Source organism: Cupriavidus sp. USMAA2-4, from assembly GCF_001854305.1.
Classification (GTDB): domain Bacteria; phylum Pseudomonadota; class Gammaproteobacteria; order Burkholderiales; family Burkholderiaceae; genus Cupriavidus; species Cupriavidus malaysiensis.
In genome coordinates, this window is record NZ_CP017748.1 from 477,448 (window position 1) to 494,706 (window position 17,259).

12 protein-coding genes and 4 pseudogenes are annotated in these 17,259 nt (G+C 62.4%); 9 read left to right on the top strand and 7 right to left on the bottom strand.

Going from position 1 to position 17,259, the window contains the following annotated elements; genetic code table 11:
• The 4 genes and pseudogenes from BKK79_RS02185 to BKK79_RS02200 all read left to right on the top strand — a co-directional run bounded on the left by BKK79_RS02185 (position 1) and on the right by BKK79_RS02200 (position 6,449).
• Complete coding sequence (locus BKK79_RS02185) at positions 1 to 1,209, top strand: IS4-like element ISBvi1 family transposase (protein ID WP_011517431.1); 1,209 nt, start codon at positions 1 to 3, stop codon at positions 1,207 to 1,209.
• A gap of 199 nt (positions 1,210 to 1,408) precedes the next feature.
• Positions 1,409 to 1,894 (top strand): annotated as a pseudogene (locus BKK79_RS41430) (translesion DNA synthesis-associated protein ImuA); the annotation flags it as partial.
• Positions 1,821 to 3,284 (top strand): annotated as a pseudogene (locus BKK79_RS02195) (Y-family DNA polymerase). The pseudogenes BKK79_RS41430 and BKK79_RS02195, both read left to right, overlap by 74 nt.
• Before the next feature lie 9 nt (positions 3,285 to 3,293).
• Positions 3,294 to 6,449 carry an error-prone DNA polymerase gene (locus BKK79_RS02200; RefSeq protein ID WP_071036980.1) on the top strand — a complete coding sequence of 1,052 codons (3,156 nt, stop codon included), beginning with the start codon at positions 3,294 to 3,296 and terminating at the stop codon, positions 6,447 to 6,449.
• Positions 6,450 to 6,485: 36 nt separating this feature from the next.
• Here BKK79_RS02200 and BKK79_RS40145 read toward each other — a convergent pair whose 3' ends face one another.
• From BKK79_RS40145 to ligD, 3 genes are all read right to left on the bottom strand, one after another.
• Positions 6,486 to 7,997 (bottom strand): hypothetical protein, encoded by a 1,512-nt coding sequence (locus tag BKK79_RS40145; RefSeq protein ID WP_157128362.1) that lies wholly within the window; start codon positions 7,995 to 7,997, stop codon positions 6,486 to 6,488.
• Complete coding sequence (locus BKK79_RS02205) at positions 7,988 to 8,590, bottom strand: hypothetical protein (protein ID WP_157128364.1); 603 nt, start codon at positions 8,588 to 8,590, stop codon at positions 7,988 to 7,990. The genes BKK79_RS40145 and BKK79_RS02205 overlap by 10 nt, the downstream gene beginning before the upstream one ends.
• 275 nt (positions 8,591 to 8,865) lie before the next feature.
• The gene (gene ligD / locus BKK79_RS38740) at positions 8,866 to 9,552 is read right to left on the bottom strand and encodes a non-homologous end-joining DNA ligase LigD (protein ID WP_335582910.1); all 687 of its coding nucleotides are present in this window, start codon (positions 9,550 to 9,552) and stop codon (positions 8,866 to 8,868) included.
• Between the two features lie 24 nt (positions 9,553 to 9,576).
• Here ligD and BKK79_RS41435 point away from each other — a divergent pair, with 24 nt between their 5' ends.
• The 3 genes and pseudogenes from BKK79_RS41435 to BKK79_RS42255 all read left to right on the top strand — a co-directional run.
• Positions 9,577 to 9,894, top strand: a complete 318-nt coding sequence (locus BKK79_RS41435; RefSeq protein ID WP_335582916.1) for an aldo/keto reductase — start codon at positions 9,577 to 9,579, stop codon at positions 9,892 to 9,894.
• Between the two features lie 1,424 nt (positions 9,895 to 11,318).
• Positions 11,319 to 11,939 carry a hypothetical protein gene (locus tag BKK79_RS40150; RefSeq protein ID WP_157128366.1) on the top strand — a complete coding sequence of 207 codons (621 nt, stop codon included), beginning with the start codon at positions 11,319 to 11,321 and terminating at the stop codon, positions 11,937 to 11,939.
• A gap of 596 nt (positions 11,940 to 12,535) precedes the next feature.
• A pseudogene (locus BKK79_RS42255) lies at positions 12,536 to 12,712 on the top strand (helix-turn-helix domain-containing protein); the annotation flags it as partial.
• Positions 12,713 to 12,987: 275 nt separating this feature from the next.
• Here BKK79_RS42255 and BKK79_RS38750 read toward each other — a convergent pair.
• Complete coding sequence (locus BKK79_RS38750) at positions 12,988 to 14,847, bottom strand: amidohydrolase (RefSeq protein WP_084084430.1); 1,860 nt, start codon at positions 14,845 to 14,847, stop codon at positions 12,988 to 12,990.
• Between the two features lie 91 nt (positions 14,848 to 14,938).
• Here BKK79_RS38750 and BKK79_RS40155 point away from each other — a divergent pair, with 91 nt between their 5' ends.
• Complete coding sequence (locus tag BKK79_RS40155; RefSeq protein ID WP_157128368.1) at positions 14,939 to 15,196, top strand: hypothetical protein; 258 nt, start codon at positions 14,939 to 14,941, stop codon at positions 15,194 to 15,196.
• An 11-nt stretch (positions 15,197 to 15,207) separates the two neighbouring features.
• Here BKK79_RS40155 and BKK79_RS40160 read toward each other — a convergent pair whose 3' ends face one another.
• Genes BKK79_RS40160 through BKK79_RS02240 form a run of 3 tightly spaced genes read right to left on the bottom strand, consistent with a single transcriptional unit; the run spans position 15,208 to position 16,643 of the window.
• Complete coding sequence (locus BKK79_RS40160) at positions 15,208 to 15,624, bottom strand: hypothetical protein (protein ID WP_157128370.1); 417 nt, start codon at positions 15,622 to 15,624, stop codon at positions 15,208 to 15,210.
• A 24-nt stretch (positions 15,625 to 15,648) separates the two neighbouring features.
• Positions 15,649 to 16,182: a DUF2867 domain-containing protein gene (locus BKK79_RS02235; protein WP_071036987.1), complete on the bottom strand. Its 534-nt coding sequence runs from the start codon at positions 16,180 to 16,182 to the stop codon at positions 15,649 to 15,651.
• Between the two features lie 41 nt (positions 16,183 to 16,223).
• Complete coding sequence (locus tag BKK79_RS02240) at positions 16,224 to 16,643, bottom strand: lipocalin-like domain-containing protein (protein WP_198173307.1); 420 nt, start codon at positions 16,641 to 16,643, stop codon at positions 16,224 to 16,226.
• 295 nt (positions 16,644 to 16,938) lie between these two features.
• On the opposite strand from BKK79_RS02240, the pseudogene BKK79_RS40165 reads away from it, so the two are divergent.
• Positions 16,939 to 17,064, top strand: a pseudogene (locus tag BKK79_RS40165) (ISNCY-like element ISCARN63 family transposase); the annotation flags it as partial.
• Positions 17,065 to 17,259: the final 195 nt, after the last annotated feature.

Here is a 17,259-nt window from a genome sequence, read left to right on the forward strand (position 1 = left end):
ATGAGGGTGATGGCCAGAACACGCAAGACGCTGCCGTCGAGAGTTGACGTTGCGCATTTGATCAGCGCCGGGGTGCTGGCCAGCGTGTGTCCACGGACGTTGATCGAAGAAGTGTTGGCCGAGACCGGCAAGGCCAGCCAGCGGGAGCGGCTGCTGCCCGCGCCGGCAGTGGTGTATTACGTGATGGCGCTGGCGCTGTGGCGCGAAGCGCCGCTGGAGGAAGTGCTGCGCGTGGTGTGCGAAGGCCTGCAATGGCTCGGCGGCGGCCACACTGAGGCGGTGCAGGCCAGCAAGTCCGCGATCTCGCAGGCGCGCAGCCGGCTGGGCCCCGAGGTCATGCGCCAATTGGCCGATCGGGTGCTGCGCCCGCTGGCCGCGCCGGGGGCGCCAGGGGCGTGGTACCGGGGATTGCGCGTGATGGCCCTGGACGGCAGCTGCATGGACGTGGCCGACGAGGCGGCCAACGCCAAGTTCTTCGGCTACCCGGGCGCCTCGCGCGGCCAAAGCGCCTTCCCGCAGGCGCGCGTTCTGGGCCTGGTGGAATGCGGCACGCACGCGGTGGTGGCAGCCGGCATCGCACCCTACGGCCACAGCGAGCAGGTCATGGCCGCCCAGTTGCTGCCCGCCAAGCTCACGCCCGAGATGCTGGTGCTGGCCGACCGCAACTTCTACGGCTTCAAGCTCTGGCAGACCGCCTGCGCTACGGGCGCCAAGCTGGCCTGGCGGGTCAAATCCAACCTCAAGCTGCCGGTAGAGCAGATGTTGCCCGATGGCTCGTACCTGAGCCGCGTGTTCGACAGCGACGACCGCGCGCGGCGCGCAGGGCAAACGGTGCGTGTGATCGACTACGCGCTCGAGGGCTCGGCCACGCCGGCGCAGGGCAGCTACCGGCTGCTGACCAACCTCCTGGACCCCGATGCGGCGCCGGCCCTGGAGCTGGCCGCGCTGTACCACGAGCGCTGGGAGATCGAGGGGGTGTTCGATGAGTTCAAGACGCATTTGCGCGCCAACAGCACGGTGCTGCGCAGCAAGACGCCCGAGCTGGTGCAGCAGGAGCTGTGGGGGCTGCTGCTGGCGCACTTTGCGATTCGCCAGTTGATGGCGCAGGCGGCCTGGGCGCGCGAACTCGATCCGGATCGCCTGAGCTTCATGCACGCCGTGCGCGTGATCAAGCGCAAGATGCCGCAAGCTGCGGCCGTTTCCCCCTGAGCGTTTGCCTGCCTGGCGCGAGGCCCTGCTGGCCGAGATCGCGCGCGGGCGCTGCGTGAGCAGTCGTGGGCGCCTGAACCCGCGCGGCGTCAAGCGCAAGATGAGCAACTTCAATGTTCGGCATCGCGGCGCAGCGCTCCATTTGCGGCATCAGCCAGTGCCGGTGCTTCGTATCTGAACAGTATTTAGCCTAGCTCCGCGCCCGATCGTACTCCTGGATCCGCCCCACGCGCCGCAGGGGCTGGCCCTGGCCAACTGGGGACTGCCGCCCGCTCAGCTGCTGTGGCTGCGCAGCGAGCGCGCCGCCGACGCCCTGTGGTCGGCCGAGCAGATTCTGCGCGCCGGCACGTGCGGCGCCCTGCTGTTCTGGTCGCAGCATCTGCGCAACGATGCGCTGCGCCGTCTCAATCTGGCCGCCCAAGCTGGCGATACGCTGTTCTACCTGATGCGGCCGGCCACCTGTGCGCGCGACGCGTCGCCGGCACCGCTACGCATCGGCATAGCACCGGCTGCCGGCGGCGCCGAGCTGACCTTCTTCAAGCGGCGCGGGCCGCAGCAGGACAAGCCCGTCTTAGTCCCGCTCGAACCCTCGCCCATCCTGCTTCGCCGCCATGTATCGCCTTTGGATCTGCCTGCGCCTACCGCGCCTGTGCCTGGAAGTCTTCCGGCCACGCTGGTCCACTGAGCTGGCCGTCGCGGTCCTCGACAAGGATCGGGTCCATCTGGCCTCCGCGCTGGCTGCCGCCGCCGGCGTGCGGTCGCAGATGCGCCGCGGCGGCGTGCAGACCATCGCCCCGCAGACCGTGCTCCTCGAACGGGCACCCACACGCGAGGCGGAAGGCCTTCGCGCCTTCGCGCTCGCCCTCCTCCAGTTCTCACCGTCCGTGGTCGAAGCTGAGGAAGATGCCGTCCTGGTCGACGTGTCGGCCAGCCTGCGTCTGTTCGGCGGCGCGCGCCGGCTGCGCGCGCGCATGCGCTCCACGGCCGAAGCGCTCGGGTACACGGTGGCGGTTGGCTGCGCGCCGACTGCCCAAGGCGCTTGGCTGCTCGCGCGCGCCGGCGGCGGCGTCGCGCTCAAGCCGGCCGGTCTCGGCCGCCAGCTGGCGACCCTTCCCGCCGCGGTGCTATCTGAGGCACGGCCTCACGCCGACTGGCTGGACAGTCTGGGCTGCCGCACGCTGGGCGACCTGCGCCGCCTGCCGCGGGCCGGCCTGCAGCGCCGCTGCGGCGCGGCGATCAATGAGGCCTTGGACCGCGCCCTGGGCGAGGCCGCCGAGGTATTCGACTGGCTGGAGGCGCCGCCAACGTTCGCCGCGCGCGTGGAACTGCCCGACCGCATCGAACACGCCGAGGCCACCCTCGCCTACGCCGGCGGCCTGATCGAGCAGCTAGTGGGATGGCTCACGGCGCGGCACCTGGCCGTGACCCGCTTCGCCGTGTCGCTGCAGCACGAGCGCGGCCGCGAGGCCATCCCGCCGACCGTGGTCGAGGTAGCGCTGGCCGAGCGGAGCTGGCACGCCGCTCACCTGAACCGCCTGCTGCGCGAGCGCCTCGCGCGGCTGGCTGTCGACGCACCGATGATTGCGGTCGCCCTGGCCGCCGTCGACACGCAACCGCTGGCGCCGCCGAGCGAAAGCTTGTTCCCGGAGCCAGGCGGAACGCCCTAGGACCATGCCCGGCTGTTGGAGCTGCTCACCGCGCGGCTGGGCGCCGAGCGCGTGCTGCAGCCCGCCCTGCAGGCAGACTACCGGCCCGAGGTCGCCAACACCTGGGTGCCCGCCGGCACCAGGGTGGCCGCGGGCGGGCCTGCGCCGGCATTGCCCCGCCCGGCTTGGCTGCTCGATAAGCCGATTCCGTTGCTGGAGCGCGACCACCGCCCGTACTACGGCTCGCCGCTGCGCATGGTCTCGCCGCCCGAACGCATCGAGGCCGGCTGGTGGGCCGGCGAAGTGGTAACGCGGGACTACTATGTTGCCGAGGGCCAGGACCACACCTGCTACTGGGTGTTCCAGGAGCGCATGGGCAGCCGCGAGGGCGACGCCGCGCGCTGGTACTTGCACGGGCTCTTTGGCTGAGGCTTCGCCATGCTTCCCCAACCTTCCGGCGTCGGCCTACCCGACTACGCCGAGCTGCACTGCCTCTCGAACTTTTCCTTCCTGCATGGCGCCTCGCGGGCGGAAGAGCTGGCCGAGCGCGCCGTGGCGCTGGGCTATCAAGCGCTCGCGATCACCGACGAGTGCTCGCTGGCCGGCATCGTGCGCGCCCATACGGTCGCCAAGCAGCACGGCCTGAAGCTGGTGGTCGGCGCCAGCTTCCGTCTCAAGAATGCCGACGGCAGCCCGGCCCTCGCCTTCGTCGCGCTCGCGCGCAACCGCGCCGGCTACGGCAACCTGTGCGAACTGATCACGCTGGCGCGCACCCGGGCCGCCAAGGGCAGCTACCACCTGACCATGCGGGACCTGGCCGCGCCCGAGGCGCCCTACTCCCACTTGCGGGGCCTGCCCGACTGCCTGGTGCTGTTCACGCCCGATTACTGCGCGCCGGCCGACCAGCTGGACGCACAGGCCGCCTGGATCTCCGCGACCTTCGCCGGTCGCGCCTGGATGGCGCTCCACCTGCTCTACCGCCCGCTCGACGACATCCACCGCGCCGGCGTCGAGGCGGCTGCGGCCCGCCATCGCCTGCGCCTGGTGGCGGCCGGCAACGTGCTCATGCACGTGCGCTCGCGCAAGCCGCTGCTGGATGTGCTGGGTGCCATTCGCTTAGGGCGGCCGATCGCGCAGTGCGGCTACGACCTGACGCCGAATGCCGAGCAGCACCTGCGCTCGCGGTTGCGCCTCGCCAACCTCTACCCGCATCGGCTGCTGACCGAGTCGGTCCATATTGCCAATCTGTGCAACTTCTCGCTGGACGAGTTGCGCTACGAGTATCCCGAGGAACTGGTACCGGACGGCCGCTCGCCCACCGACTACCTTCGCGACGAGGCGTACGTGGGCGCCCACCGCCGGTTCCCTCAAGGCATCCCTCTGGCCGTCCAGCAGCAACTGGAGCACGAGCTGGCGCTGATCGCTGATCTTCAATACGAGCCCTACTTCCTCACGGTCTACGATTGCGTCAAGTTCGCGCGCTCGCAAGGCATCCTGTGCCAGGGCCGGGGATCCGCCGCCAACTCAGCAGTCTGCTACTGCCTGGGCATCACCGAGGTCGATCCCGCGCGCGGCAACCTGCTGTTCGAACGCTTCATTTCCAAGGAGCGCGGCGAGCCGCCGGATATCGACGTCGATTTCGAGCACCAGCGGCGCGAGGAGGTGATCCAGTACCTGTATCGCAAATACGGGCGCGATCGCGCAGCACTAACCGCCGCAGTGTCCACGTACCGGCCGCGCGGCGCGCTGCGCGAATCCGGCAAGGCCCTGGGCGTGGACCCGGCGATCGTCGACCTGGTCGCCAAGGCGCAGCATTGGTTCGATGGCAAGGCCGACCTGATGCGGCGCTTCGCCGAATGCGGGCTCGACACGAAAGCGGAACTCACGCAGCGCTGGGCCAGCATGGCCACGCAGCTGCTGGGTTTTCCTCGCCATCTGTCGCAGCATTCGGGAGGCTTGGTCTTCGCCAAGGACAAGCTGTCGCGCCTGGTACCGATCGAGAATGCCGCGATGGCGGACCGCAGCGTGATCCAGTGGGACAAGGACGACCTCGACGCACTCGGCCTGCTCAAGGTCGACGTGCTGGCCCTGGGCATGCTGTCGGCCATCCACCGGGCGCTCGACCTGGTGGCCGAGCAGCGCGGCGAGGCCTTTGAGCTGCAAGACATCCCGCCCGAAGACCCGGCGACCTACGACATGCTGTGCCGCGCGGACAGCATGGGCGTGTTCCAGGTGGAGTCGCGCGCGCAGATGTCGATGCTGCCTCGCCTGCGGCCGCGCACATTCTACGACCTGGTGATCGAGGTGGCGATCGTGCGGCCAGGCCCGGTACAGGGCGGCATGGTGCACCCCTACCTGCGCCGCCGGCAGGGCTTTGAGCCGGTCTCCTACCCCAGCCCGGACATGGAGAAGGCGCTCTCGCGCACGCTCGGCGTGCCGATCTTCCAGGAGCAGGTGATGCAAGTGGCTATGTTGGCGGCCGGCTTCTCCGCCGGCGAGGCCGACCAGCTGCGTCGCGCCATGGCGGCGTGGAAGCGCAAGGGGGGCCTGGGCAAGTACCACGAGCGCATCGTCACCGGCATGCTTTCCCGCGGCTACGATCTCGAGTTCGCCGAAAGTATCTTCCGGCAGATCCAGGGGTTCGGGGAGTACGGCTTCCCCGAGAGCCACGCGGCCAGCTTCGCCCTCCTCGTCTACGCCTCGGCTTGGCTGAAGCGCCATGAGCCGGCTGCTTTCCTGTGCGCGCTGCTCAACAGTCAGCCGATGGGCTTCTACACACCGTCGCAGCTGGTGCAGGACGCTAAGCGGCATGGGGTCACGGTGCTGGCCGCCGACGTGGCCACGAGCGGCTGGGATTCCGCGCTCGAGCGGCCAGCCGACGGCGCGACGCCAGCGGTGCGCCTCGGCCTGTCGCTGTTGCGGGGCATGCGCCGCGAAGCCGCCCAGCGCATCGAGGACGCGCGCGCGATCCGGCCCTTCTCCAGCGCGGCGGACCTGGCCCGCCGCGCCGCGCTCGACCGCCACGACCTGCAGGTGCTCGCCGGCGGGAATGCCCTGGCGTCGCTCACAGGCGGGCGGCGGCAGGCGCTGTGGCAGGCCGCGGCGGCGGTGCCCGACAAGGATCTGCTGCGCCCGGCCGACGTGAAGGAGGAAGCTGCCGCCCTGGCGCCTCCCACGGAAGGCGAGGAGATCGCGGGGGACTACCGCGCGATGGGGTTGACGCTGCGCCGCCACCCGCTTGCCCTGCTCCGGCCGCTGCTGGCCGCGCGGCGCTTCGTGCCAGCCGACGTTCTGGCTGGCTACCAGGCGCGCCAGACCGCGCGCGCCGCCGGCATTGTGACGGTGCGCCAGCGCCCGGGCACGGCGAATGGGGTCGTCTTCATGACACTGGAGGACGAAGCCGGAGTCGTCAACGTGATCATCTGGCCCGACGTGTTCGAGCGCTTTCGCAAGGAGATCCTGGGCTCCGGCATGGTTGGGGTCTACGGGCGGTGGCAATGCGAGGGCGAGGTGAAGCACTTGATCGCCCAGCGCGTGGTCGACTTGTCGTGGATGCTGGGCGAGCTGGAGACCACCAGCCGAAATTTCTGCTGAAGGGGAGATCGATCTCCAGTGCCACCGCGCAGCCGATTAAATCATCGGTTGCCGACAAATTTTCAAACTGATCGAGTTAGGGGTCAGTTCAAGTTGGGCAACTTCCTTTGGAATTTGCTTGAGCTCATCAAGAACCGGCTGCATATAGAAGTCCCGAAAAACCTCTCCCGGTAGTCGAATAGAGCCATACGGATACTTCGGCGACCCACAGTTCCAGGCCCCACTAAATGAAATGTCTAGTGGAAGCGTCGGACCGCTCAAATCATATCCCATAGGAGTCAACGTTGCCACCGGCCAAGTAGGGGGACTTGCATAACTGTAGCAAGCATTATAGTAGGGACCCTTTCCACTGAGAAACACTGCCAAGGCGCTCCCTGATACGTTCGCATTCGGCCGGAACACTGCTAGGCGCCTTTTTACCTCCGACGTCGCCACCTGAGCTAACTGCGCATCACCCGCATAATATGGATCGAGCTTTCTCTTACTTGAATCACGGACCGACCACATATTTACCGAATCCAAGGGCGACGACATTACCCTATCTCGAAGACCAGGATTTATTTGATCGAAAGCATTAATTAAGCTATTAAAAACTCCCGTTGGCAAAGGCCCAAATATCGGATCCGCAGAGCCAGCCCCCACTAACATAGCGCGCACCTCATACTCGTACGTGTCTTCCGGACGCACAAGCTTGTCCATCGAGGCAAAGATATCTGTCGAGATCTTCGCTCTGGCTGCGTAGCTCGCATTAAGGTACGTGCCAGTAAAGAAATGTCCCGACACATCATCGAAACGGAACGGCACCGACACATTCGCTGCAAGCACGTTTGAAGAAATCAACTGACGCAAGGAGTTGATCACCACGTCATTGTCCGAGGTGGTATAGGGCACGCCTTGCGGAACGAAATTTGCCGGCGTCGCGACAGCCACCAGTGAGAAACTGCCCGGTGTAACGTCAGGGTCATTGTAAACCGCCCGGTGCACTGCATTAGCGTAAAGATTCCCCTGGGAATGAGCCACCAATAGGACACGGTTCCCCTGGTTCTTTAGCCCGTCGATCACCAGCGCCTTTTGCGCCACCACATCGGCGTCGGTGTAGTTGTATTGAGCCTGAAATTTGGCTTGAAGCTGCTGCGAGCTCGCCGCCGCCGTATCCGTGATCAGCGCCTGCACCTTCGAGATCGTCCCGAACGTCAAGCCATCAACCGCCCCCGCGAATACGCGAATCAACAGTTCCCACGAGAGCGAAGGATCCTCGCTTACCTTCTGTTGGTAGACTTGATAGAGATCTAACAGGACACCATCGGATGGATTTTCTGCGAGTCCGTAATTAACGGGCACCTCATTATGTGAATCTTCGGCGATATCCCGAAGCGCCTGCACGGATTGCACCCAATCCGGGAATATCGTGTTGACTCCATTCCCAAAGAGAATCAGATATTCCGAGCTACAGTACCGATTCGCTTGGGCCGCTGCCGACATGGCGATCTGAAAGAACAACAAGAAAACGGCCAGCACCCTAACAATCCGCCCATCCTTCATTCGCATGGTTTATCTCCGGAATAGAGCCGCCAAATATTGTTTTTCGACATGCGCCGCGTCTCGATGTATGCCTCTATCCGCGGTGGGGTGTTCATCATTTGCGCCTGAATCTCACCCGCCTCTTTTACCCAGCTATCACCAAACAGCGACTTAAGACAGTCGGCGCTCTTCGCATAGGCCGGCCAATACTCTTTCAGTTCGTCGAGATTTTTTGCGCGGAGCATGAAATTCTCCGCCGCACGAGTGTATTGAAGCATCCCAGCTCGCTGCGGGAGGATTTTGTATGTCGCTTCAATATAAATCTGAATATCATCCCGAATACCGTTCTTGTCGGCATCGATCCCTTCGACCGTCTCAGTGAAATCCTTCGACTTGACGCCGGGTCTCCCTGATTGGTCCTCGACCTTGACCATTCCACGGCGAAGGAGCTCTCCGGGCCGCCGTTCGGCGGAGGATGCCGTAGTCGCCCGATTTCCGTTCCCGGCACGGCCGACCTCTTTGGTCGATGGCTCTGCCACAAGCTTGGTCGTGACGAATACGGTCGCGGCTCCAAGCGCGACCACTCCCGCCGAGATTGCTGCTTTGCGCCAATTTCTCATTGGCCCCCCCTGTGAAGTGGCTAACTCTTACGATTAGCTAACGATTTGCAGGGTAAATGTGGCGCTTGCGAGTAATCCACCCTCCCAAAGTTGGGCTTCTTGATTAACTCCAGAGATAAATATGACTTAATTCACTGCATTACATTCTTCCAGGCGTATGCCGGGGCCAGGCTGAGGGTGCCCGGCCTCGCAGGACCATTGCCCCGCGCTCACCTCGGGTAGGCAGCCGCGCCGGCGGCGGTACTCCGCCGATCGAATGATCAGGTGAGCCGTCGTCACCTACCAAGACGCCGGCTTGCCGCTCCGAGGCTTCGCCGTGCGCGCGCGTACGCCGCCCACGGGTCTGCCCTCCCGACCTCCTCGATCCTCGCCGGCGCCGTAGCCACGGTCCAGAACGCACCCGATTTCACTTCGGGCAACTCCTCCCAAGCAATGGGCATCGACACGCCGAGTCCTGGCCGTGCCCGAGCGGAGAAAGCCGCGACGGTCGTAGCGCTGTGGCTGTTGCGCAGATAGTCGATATAGATTTTCCCCACTCGGTTGCGCGGCCCGCTCGTCGCGACAAATCGTTCTGGAATGGTCCGGGCGATATGGTGCGCGACCGCGGTAGCGAACGCCTTGACCTCTTCCGACGAGTGACGCGCCAGCAGCGGCACCACGAGATGCAATCCCTTTCCCCCACTTGTCTTCACGAAGCTGGCCAGGCCCAGTTCATCCAGGAGCGTCTTCACCAATATCGCGCCTTCGATCATGGATCGCCATGGCAAGCCTTCGCCTGGATCGAGATCGAAGACAAGGCGATCCGGCTTGTCGAAATTCCCCGCCGCTGCATTGGCGGTGTGAAATTCCACAACGTTCAGCTGGACAAGGGCCACGATTGCTGATGCAGATGCAATCTCCACCAACGGCCGGTGACCGGGCCAGCTCGCTGGATCGACCTCGACGATGCCCGGAAGACTCATCGTTTCGCGATGCCGTTGGAAAAAGTGCCTCCCGGAGATGCCGGATGGCGCAAGACCCGCAGCCCGGACTTCCAGGAGCCGCGTCTGACGAAGAATCTCGCGCTGGTCGAAGCCTTCCGCCGGATCGGGGAGCGCCACGGGCTGACGCCCGCGGCCGTCGCCATCGCATGGGTATTGCGGCAATCGGCAGTGACCGGCGCCATCGTTGGCGCGCGCCGACCAGCGCAGATCAATGGGCTCCTTGGGGCGGCAGACTTTCGCCTAGACGCGGACGAAATGGCCGAGATCGTGCCGCTGCTACCCGAAGGCATGGGCACCAATGTGCCAGAGGCCACGTCCTGAGCGACGGTTCCCGCACTGCTTACAACAACATTGCACGCCCACCCCGTCGCTGCCTGGCTAAAGGCGGCGACGAGGCGATCTGCTCTTGACGTCATCGGGCGCGGCGATCAAGGGCGCCCCTGCCCTGGTAAGCCGGTCGCGTCCCGATAGCGGACCCCAGGCCATCTCGATGAGATGGCGGGTATCGACCCACAGGGGTCATTCCGACCACCGCACCGAGCATACGCTCTCCAACTCTAGCTTGGCGGTCATCCGAAAGACCGTGAGCGAACTGTCACGCGCGGAGAATTCCGACAGTATTGCGTACGTATTGCCGCGCCAGTTGCGGTAAAAAAGGTAATCACCGTTACAATAGGAGGCCTCCTGCGACAGCCTGTCGAGAGACTGATTGCGTACGATTTGATAACCCTTCCCATCACGCTCTAAGTAGACATCCCTGATGCAGTTCGCGGCACCGGCATATCCTGAGACTCTCACTATAGGCTCCGCATGCCCGGTAACGGAAATGCGCGTTACGCGTCCGGCGAACTCCATATACTGCATCAGTGCACCCTTAATCGATTCTGCTGCCGCCCGTGGCCGAGCCGTCTCCCAAAATCGTTCGGCAACGATGTCACCCGTGGAGCAGCGTTGGAAGCGTTCGAAACACAGGTTGATGCTGTCGCGCCTAGCGATGTGTTCGGTCGGGTGCTGCCTTTCGAACCGTGCAATCTGGTCTCGGAAATAATGGCACGCGGCTTTCGGATCTCCGGCTGCGCTGTGCCTGGCAAAGCAGGCCAATGCCGTCGCTGCGGCAATCCGAGTCCAGCAGATGGCTTGGCCTGTAGCCGAGAATCGCCGCATTTTTTCATTTCTTCCTATGTCAGGCTGCAAGTTATGGCTGCCGGTTCGATACAGCTTAGAACGGCACGCGTTCCCGGGCAACTTTGGCCGAATGTCCCCTCTTGGCTGGCCGCGGCCGGATCCCCGCTGCGAACCTGCAGCCGTCTCTGGCCGACCATAGGGGTATTTCAAAATAGGGCGATCGGACATCCCGCGCGACAAGGGGCCCTCCTCGGATGCGTCTCACCGGCTTTGCGCCGATGCGACAGCGAATGCCCTGGGGATACGACACCAATGGGGTATCGTCGGCGCAATATGAAAAATCCGCTTCTCACACGCTCGTCGTCGCCATAGATCTTGCGTTGTGATGCTACCCATTATGCATGCGGACATCGGGAGCGACCGCTATTGGCCGAATGCGGACGTTCGCCGGTCGCCGTGCTCGCCGCAACTGCAGTTTCCGATTCCAACCCAAAGCGGGCAATCGCGGCTCCTGCGATTGGTCATCCAGGTGGCTTCATGGCGACTAGTCTGCCAGTGCCATCGCGGTCACAGCGAGCACCGGATATACTACGTCGTCGGCCCCTCGTGGCCACCGACCTGTGGAAGGCGCCAAGGAGCGTTTAATGGGATATTTGATATGTGCTCATATCACTAAGCAGCGGCCAGATGATGCAGTCCTTCGCACTATACTGCCCGCTTCCATTGGCTTCTCTATCTACTACAACGAAACGGCCAACATCTACGGCATTGACCTGTTCGCCTTATTCAAGCCGCCTGCCTATCCATTTACCAAAGCCATTCCTGTGACCGACCTGTCGCTAGACCTCGGCGATCATCTGCGCATGCTCACCGATGCATATGAGCTGGTGCGCGCTGGAGGCTCCGCCAATGGTATAAAACGCGCTTACATAAATTTGGCAGAACTTCTTTCAGCTGGTCTAGATCAAGCGGTCCTGTCTATCTGTGCGGATGACGATGAAGTCGATTTCGCATGTATCGCAGTGATGGGAAGAATTGCATCCCTTTCGGCTGCCTGCGGCGATCGTACTCTGAAATTTTCGCAAGAACTGGGTCCGAAGTTTAGACTAGCGGATGGTCCTTGTCTCCATGCGAATGCTTCCGAGCTTTTCGAGCGTTTCACTGGGGCTGCGGCGGGAACGGTTGGCTTGGGATCTTGGGACCCCCCAGTCGATTATGGCTTTCGCCTCGTCGGTACCTAGACAGTACATTCAGACCAACGCCATAGCGCGACACCGCTCAACCCGAGGTGACGCGAAGCCGGGGCATGGCGTTAAATGACGGCTAACGGTTGATCTCGGCCATCAGCTCAGCGTTCGAGGATCGACGACGGGCATGGACGGTTGTCACCGACCGGTAAGAAGCGCAGCTGACCGCCCTGGCCGGTTCGAAGCGCCGGCTTGAGCGCGCGGCCCCGCAGCCCCCCCCCGCCAGCACGCGGTCAGTTGAACTGAGCCCACCGCGCGGCCACCCCCCCACCCGGCGCGGGTCTCCGTCGCGTCAGGCCAGCCTCACCGCCCCACCGCCCCACCGCCCCACCGCCCCACAGCAACCCAGCCAAAGCCCGCCAAGCCCGCCAAGCCCGCACAAACCGCACGCCCGTGCCGACATTTGAATGTAGCCAGCCACACGACACCTGAGAACCGCCTGGACACTAACTGTTACGGCTAAGTTGTAATGTCCGGATCTGGCTAAGTAGAAATGTCCGCCTAGCCTGTCGTTCATGGTATCCAGCCTGCCCGGTTAGATGCGATGGAGACGCCAAGCGATGGCTAGATCTGAGGTCATTGCGGTAAGCATGCGCGAGTTAGACAGGCTCAAGACCGTCCAGGCGGTCGTAGACGGCGAATTGCGGCCCAGTGTGGCCGCTGAGCGGTTAGAGATCACAGGTCGGCAATTCCGGCGGTTGCTGGATCGCTACCGGCAGGAAGGCGCGTCGGGATTGGTTTCTCGCCGACGCGGGCGGCCCAGCAACAATCGACTGCCGGTGAAGCGAGAGGCTGCGGCGCTCGACTTCATTCGGGAGCACTACACCGACTTCGGCCCAACGCCGGCCGCGCAAAACCCTGAACTGGCACTCCCCGCTACAAGTCCTCGCGCAGGTTCTGGTCAATCCCACGGACGGCTTCCTGTTCAATAACTGAGGGGTGTTGCACTTCGCACTTGAAACCGCCCCACATATCGGAGGCGTGGTAGTAGCCGATCGCATCATGCCCTCTGTAGCGCATGGCCAGCCTCCAGACCACCCGATCAGACGCCGTCACGGTGTGTAATCCCTCCATTCATCATGGTTAATTGGATCTTAACCTTACTGACCTCCTGGGTGGAGACCTCAAAAAGATTGCGCTCCAGCACAATAAGATCCGCCAGCTTTCCCGCTTTGATCGAACCCAATTCGTGCTCTCGTCGCAATTGATAAGCACCATTGATGGTATAGCCATGAATCAATTCAGCCAAGCTCAATCGCTCTGTGGCTGGCGGTAGAAATGGACCATCTTCTCGACCTACTGTTTGCCGAGTCATGCCAGATTGGATGACTTCAAGAGGCTTGTAGACCACCTTGTAGCCTGTCGCCAAGGCATCGGTGCCGAGTGAAACCGTGGCACCAGCCTTGAAGAATGACTTAAAAGAATACATGCGATGCCAGCGATCTTCGCCTAGAATATCGCGCACCTTTAGTTGGTAGGGGTCGTAGACACCCCACTGAATCTGAGTGTTAGCGACGACGCCGAGCTTCTTAAAGCGTGGAATATCTGCGGGATCGGTGAGGAAAGCATGGCAGATCGTATGACGCGAGCCTTTACCAGTACGCGTATTCTGCGCGGCTTCGATTGCGTCCAGCGACATCCGCACTGCAGCGTCGCCGGTGCAATGGATGTGCGTGTCGATTCCCTCGGCATCGGCTTCTCGAATCAGGCGATCTAAGGTCGCCTGTGGAAATATCGGCTCTCCCCGCCAGTCCGGTTGATTGGCATAAGGTTGTAGATAGTAAGCGGTACGCGTTAGTTCTGTCCCATCTGCCAGTAGCTTTAACACGCTGGCCTGCACAAGCTTACTTTGATAGCGCTGGCGATGTTTCCTCAGGATAGGGAATGGATCGACATCCGGATTGTTGTGATAGTACGAACCGATGACCCGGTGGCGCAGTTTTCCCCGTCGCTCGATACTCTGGAAGATTTCGTATCCGATATGTTGACTATCTGGCCAGAGGACGAATCCAGCATCAAAAACGGTGGTAATTCCTGCACTGGCCAGCCGAAGCTGCCAGTCCTCGATGGCACTGGCCACACTTTCGGTGGGGAGGAAATCAATACCATGCTCTCGCTTTAGTTTTCCTAGTGCGGAAAATAGGGCCGGGACCTCGCTTATAAAGCCAGTTGGTTCGCCGGTTCTGTCATCTTTCTCATACCATGACTGGCCAGGTACGACATCACGTGGCGTGTCCTTGGTAATTCCGGCCATTTCGAGAAATTTTGAATTTGCCCAATAATTATGCAGGTCATTGCTGATTAAAAGGACTGGGCGGTCGGCCACGATGGCATCAAGTGCTTCCTTCTTCGGGCCTGTGGCGGGAAAATTTGAGGCCATCCAGCCAAAGCCAGATATAAGTTGCTGATCCGGATGGCTTTTTGCATACTCGCGTATTGCCGCATATATTTCTTCAGGGTCTTCGTGGTTGACCCAGACCCCTGCAGCAAAACCCAATGTCGACAAATGACTGTGAGACTCGATGAACCCAGGCAACATCATGCGACCTTCAAGATCGATAACAGTCGCTGTCGTTCCGGAAAACTGCGTCGCGCCCTGGTTGTCGCCAACATAAACAATGTGCTCGCCTTTGACGACTACCGCTTCAGCCCATGGTTGCGATTGTTCGACCGTATAGATCTTGCCGTTGCGGAAGATAGTTATCGTATCGTTTTGACTCTGGTCGGCTGCATTGGCGCGGTACGGTACGCCAAGGAGAGTGCCAGCGACAGCACTTAGTCCAAACGCAATGGCGCGACGCCGTGACAACTGCAACGGTTGCCCATCGAGTTCGGCTTCGCTATCGGGGTCGACGTTCAACAGCGGGACCAATGAGAGATTTACGCAGGCGAAACACATCATCTATCTCCTAGGGGCGGAAGGGGCGGCTGCCGCAACAGCCTGTGGTCTCGTTGCGCACAGCATCGTTCTGCGACGGTAGCGGTTTTGATCGGTGCATCCCTCGGATCTCGCCAGCCTGCACATTACCTATCTGTTCGGCAGGTACCACCATCCGGCTGCCGCCTTCCGTGATCTTTATCACCAGCGCTGGCGGCCCGATGAGGCCTTCCAGCGCTCAAACAGTCAAACATCGTATGGCACGGGAACACCTGTTCAGCCTCTCACGGTTGGTAAGCAGGAGTTCGGCGCCAAAGGGATGCGACCCTCCTTTGATCCCTGGCCAATAGTAAAAGAGGATTTCTATTTGTGACTGAGGAAATCTCATGATCTAGTGCTCATTCCCTGCGGAGACGAGGCGATTTGATTTGCATCAACCTCCAGGCGGATATGCCCTGGGCCAGGGCAGACAGCTACCTCGGTCGCCATGGCACGGCACAAGGCATCGCGCGCCTGCAAGATGGCCGGTTCGTCGCTGCTTCTCGGAAAGGTCGGCAGTGCACTGGCGTCAACGAACGCATCCTTACGAATCCCGCCTATTTCATCGCCACCCGGGCCCACCTCGAGCGGCACGGCAAGCCGCAGGCGTTCTATTCGGATCAGTTCAGCGTGTTCCGGGTCAGCGCCAAGGCCAATGCCGAAGGCTGCGGCTACACGCAGTTCGGGCGCGCGCACGCTGCAGGGCGAGCCGCCGCGGCCGCAGCACCCGCCGGGGTACGTGAAGCGCTCGCGGCTGATCAACCGGCTGCACCTGGGAGCGGGCGATCAAGGGCACGCCCGTGCCGTAGTTTGCTTCCTTGCCGCCTGTTCCAGACTAGCCCGCGCGATGACACGGTGGAACGGTGTGATTACCGCGAGGTACGTCCGTCCCAGCCAGTTATGGCAATGCACTACGGTCACCAGGACGAGTTCCCTGCCGCCTGCCGCATCCGCGCGCAGCTGGACCGCGAGCCGGAAGTCGAGATGGCGATCGTCCTCGCCCATCACCAGCTCCCCTGCACTCTTCGACCGCAGCGGAAAGAAACCGATCACCGGCCCTCGCGCCGCCGCCGCAACGCCGACCGCACGAGACGATTTGACGCCGACTGTCGCCATAATCGTGTCCCGTACCCGCGTCAGCGCACGAATCCACCACGCCTGCCGCTCGAATCCAGCGCGCGCCAACACTTCGAGATCATCGCTGGCTCCCGCCGGCAACTGAACCGCATACGCATCCAGCAAGTCCGCGCCCCGATAAAGCGGCGCCAGGATGCTGTCGGATGGCATGGGTATCGCATAAGCTTTATGGGCATTGATCATCAACCAATCTCTCCATGGTTTGGGTAGAGCGCGAGCCTGCGCTAGACATGGCTTCTCTGTGCCATCAGCACACCGCGAGCCGTTCGCCCCGGGAACGATGGATGGATCTGCCACGCAGTTGTCATCGCCAGGACGCCGCGATCGACTTTGAAGAACCGAACCTGCTCGGTGCCAATCCAGGCTGGATGCCAAGCCGTGTCGACCTTGATGATGAGTTTGTCCTCATCCTCGACACGACAGAAACCAGAATAAGCAATCATCGTCTCGAAAAGGGCCGCCGGATCGCTATTCGGGCGCTCTCTGGATGTGAGTATCGACATCATCCGGTCGCGTTCGATGACCATATGGCCGAGTGGTTCGACACCGTATGTGTCCGCGCGCTCGCCTGTATCCTCGAACTCGACCTGAAAAGATAGGATCTTCCACCACCCGGACAACGGGTGGGCGTCGATGTCGGACATGGTCATCTCATCTCGGTGAATTGGTCGAACGTGACCAGTGCGAATCCTTTTCCTTTCAAGCTGAACTCCCGGAAAAGCGCTGCAGTGCAAAATGCAGCGGCGGTCTACGCTAATGTTCGCAGCGTAGCAATCCAGATCGCACCATACACAGTCTGTATGGCGCAGACCTGTGAGCAGCTGACTCGCAGCCACTGGTTCCCGGTGGTCAGCAGGCGGAACCGCGACGTGACGCCAGTCGCTTCAACAGGCTCTTGCAGGATGCGTTTGCCCTCTTCAAAGACACACTTCCACCGCGCAGTTCGGGCGCGCATTGTGCGAGCTGAATGTCGACATCTTCTGTGCCAACTCCAGTCACGCCAAGGGTCGCGTCGAACGGATGAACGGCACGCTGCAGGACCGCCTGGTGAGTCAGCGGCGGATCAACCGGCTGGACCCGGAGCGGGCAATCAAGGGCACGCCCCGGCCCTGATTGGCCGCTGGCTGCACGATAGCGGATGCCGGGCCCGCCCGACGCCGAAGGGCGGCTACCGACCCACAGCGCCCTCTCGCGCCACTCGATACCGGACATTTGACGGGAGCGAAAATGGTCGGTTATGTGTAAGAATTACGCGTCTAT

Bases quoted from the DNA above. Each gene is read 5' to 3' on its own strand.
- BKK79_RS02205 (WP_157128364.1), bottom strand. From the start codon at position 8,590: ATGAGAAATTGGCGCAAAGCAGCAATCTCGGCGGGAGTGGTCGCGCTT.
- BKK79_RS02235 (WP_071036987.1), bottom strand. From the start codon at position 16,182: ATGATCAATGCCCATAAAGCTTATGCGATACCCATGCCATCCGACAGC.
- BKK79_RS40145 (WP_157128362.1), bottom strand. From the start codon at position 7,997: ATGCGAATGAAGGATGGGCGGATTGTTAGGGTGCTGGCCGTTTTCTTG.
- BKK79_RS02185 (WP_011517431.1), top strand. From the start codon at position 1: ATGAGGGTGATGGCCAGAACACGCAAGACGCTGCCGTCGAGAGTTGAC.
- BKK79_RS02240 (WP_198173307.1), bottom strand. From the start codon at position 16,643: ATGTCCGACATCGACGCCCACCCGTTGTCCGGGTGGTGGAAGATCCTA.
- BKK79_RS02200 (WP_071036980.1), top strand. From the start codon at position 3,294: ATGCTTCCCCAACCTTCCGGCGTCGGCCTACCCGACTACGCCGAGCTG.
- BKK79_RS38750 (WP_084084430.1), bottom strand. From the start codon at position 14,847: ATGATGTGTTTCGCCTGCGTAAATCTCTCATTGGTCCCGCTGTTGAAC.
- ligD (WP_335582910.1), bottom strand. From the start codon at position 9,552: ATGAGTCTTCCGGGCATCGTCGAGGTCGATCCAGCGAGCTGGCCCGGT.